The organism is Streptomyces otsuchiensis (assembly GCF_004305975.1).
Taxonomy (GTDB): domain Bacteria; phylum Actinomycetota; class Actinomycetes; order Streptomycetales; family Streptomycetaceae; genus Streptomyces; species Streptomyces otsuchiensis.
In genome coordinates this window covers 1-2515 of sequence record NZ_BHZI01000452.1, presented here as the reverse complement: position 1 = coordinate 2515, position 2515 = coordinate 1, and the positions used below count along the sequence as shown (strand labels likewise).

Below are 2515 nucleotides of genomic sequence, written 5' to 3'. Positions count from 1 at the left end.
GGGTGTGGGCGGGTGGCCTCACGATTCGAAATCACGATCGGAAATTAGGTGTTGAGGCCAGTCTTCTGATCGATCTGGTGATTACTTGATCGCTGCTTGGCGAGAACATGGTCAACGAGCCATGGAAGTTGACCCAAGCTTGGACCGTGGGGCCCTTGTGCCCAGGGCCTCGTGCCGACTCGGGGCATTGGTCCCCTTCGCGCCAACTGACTCGTTCGCAGACCTCCTTGGCACCTTCGTGCCCGGCTTCGGTGACCGGGTCTGCCGCCCGGCCACAAAAGGCGGCGGCGCCCGGCGGTCCGGTTGCCGGCCTTGCGTCGATCGGTGGCCCCGTCCAGGCGCTCATCGCCATCCGGGTGCGCCCGTCGTCCCGGCGCGACATCGACGGTTTCCGCGCCTGGGTCACCACTCCCCCGCGCCGTGTGGGCCTCGATCGTCCCCGAGCACATCCGCAACCACCGGATCGCGCCCGCTCCGGAGTGAGGCCGAACGGCCGTCGGCGGGCGGCCGGTGGCCGTCGCGGGGCCGGGCGGTGTCTTCCGTACGGGTGTTCCATCCCCCGTGATCTCCCCGCGTGTTCCGGGGTGCGTCCCATGTCCGCGCGAAACCGCAGGTCAGAAGGGGTGGATCGTCCCATCGTCCCTCAGGGGCCCTTTGCCGTTGACCGGGGCGTGCGCCCGTCAGCAGTCTTCTGGTGCTGCCCACGACATCACTCGGTGCGCCGGCGGCCCGACGGGTGGATTCGTGTCCGGATCCGCCCTTTCGCGGGCCATGGCCACCGGCTCCACCGCCGAGGCGCAGGGGGGCGCGACCGGACGGGGGGCCGGTACGGGCGGGGAGTGATGTCGTGTGCGGTGGCAGGGGACAGGGCGGCGAGGCAGGCCGCGCCCGGATCCGCGGCGGCCGGGAGGTGTGCGGCGCCGCGGGCTCTCGACAAGAGGAGGCAGAAGTAGCGATGCGTAGCCCGACAAACGGCCGTTGTGGGCCGAGGACGCGCGGCTGGAGCTGGACCGTCACCGACCGGACCGGCGGCGGCGGGAGCGCCCCGCACCCGGATGCTGACTGAGAGTGACCGATCCGGTAGCTCAGGGTAGTCGCTGTCGGTGGTCGTTGGTACCCTTCGTGGTGGGTAGAGACCAAGACCGCCGGGGGTGGGCCCTGTGGCCGGTGCGCGCGAACAGGCGAACGCCATCGAGGCGTTCGCGGAAAAGCTTCGAGAGCTCAAGGGTGGGACCAGTCACAGCTTCGAGTCCATAGCGCGCCGAACCGGCGTGAGCCGCTCCACACTGCATCGGTATTGCTCGGGCAAGGGTGTGCCCGCGGAGTTCGCGACAGTGGAGCGGTTCGCCCGTTGTTGCAGAGCGGACCGCGCCGATCTCACCGAACTCCACCGGCTGTGGGTGCTCGCCACCGAACCACCGCAGCCGGAGGCCGCCACGGCGTCTGCTGCGGACGGCTCCGGAGAGACCACCGGACCGATCCGGCCCACCGCCGGCCCCGGCCGGGGGGCCGAGCACCGCGACGGTCCCGTGGGCGCGGCCGCTCCGGCCGTCGCGGACGCCACCACCGGCCCGGCCGGAGACCAGCAGCCCGCCGAAGGCAACCACTCCGAGGGGGCGCGGGCCTGGCCGCACCCCGACCGAACCGGACAGTCCCAACAGGAGCACATGACGGTGGCCGCTCGCGCGAAGTCCACCGCCCGTGTCCCCTGGTGGCGGCGACGGTGGACGATCGCCGCCGTCGTGGCCCTGCTGGCAGTGGTGAGCGGCGCCGTGGTCTGGGACCACGGGCGGACGGACGACCCCGCCACCTCCGCCGGTGACTCCGGACGGCCTGGTGACTCCCGGCCGTTGTTCCGGTCCCCGTGCGACGAGCCGATCACCATGGGGCGCCACGACGGCTGCGTGGAGGAGGTGCAGAACCTCCTGGCGGAGCGCGGCGCCACCTTGGTGATCGACGCCCAGTTCGGTCCCGAGACGCTGCGCCGCGTCACCGCCTTCCAGGTGCTCGCCGGTGTCGGCGTCAACGGAGTGGTCGGCGCCGAGACCAAACGCGCGCTCTACGACTCCGACGTCAGCATGCAGTCCTGGGACCGTGAGCGGCTCGTCGAGCAGATCCACGAGGTCTTTCCCGAGGAGGTGGCGGACACCGCCGCCGCCATCGCCGCCTGCCAGTCCCTGATGGACCCCTACTACATACTCGGCAACGAGAACGGCACCCGGAACTGGGGCCTCTTCCAGATCTCCGACAGCCGACTCCGCGACCTCGGCGGCACCGCCGCCGACGCTCTCGACCCCGAGGCCAACATCGAGTTCGCCCGTCGGCTGTGGGCGGTCGACGAGGACTTCAAGGACTGGCCCTTCTGCCTCGCCGGGATCGAGCAGGTCCGGGGCGAGACGCAGGACGACGGTGGCGGCGGTGACGCGGACGGTGCTGACGCCGACAGCGATGGCGACGGTGACAGCGACGGTGACGGTGACGGCGCTGGAGACGGGGGCGGGGACGGGGGCACTCC

1 protein-coding gene is annotated in these 2515 nt (G+C 71.3%); it reads left to right on the top strand.

Annotated features, from left to right (window positions below; all coding sequences use genetic code 11):
• Nucleotides 1–1160 precede the first annotated feature (1160 nt).
• The coding region (locus tag E0D90_RS24985) for a helix-turn-helix domain-containing protein (RefSeq protein WP_170215048.1) at nucleotides 1161–2515 on the top strand (1355 nt) is incomplete at its 3' end.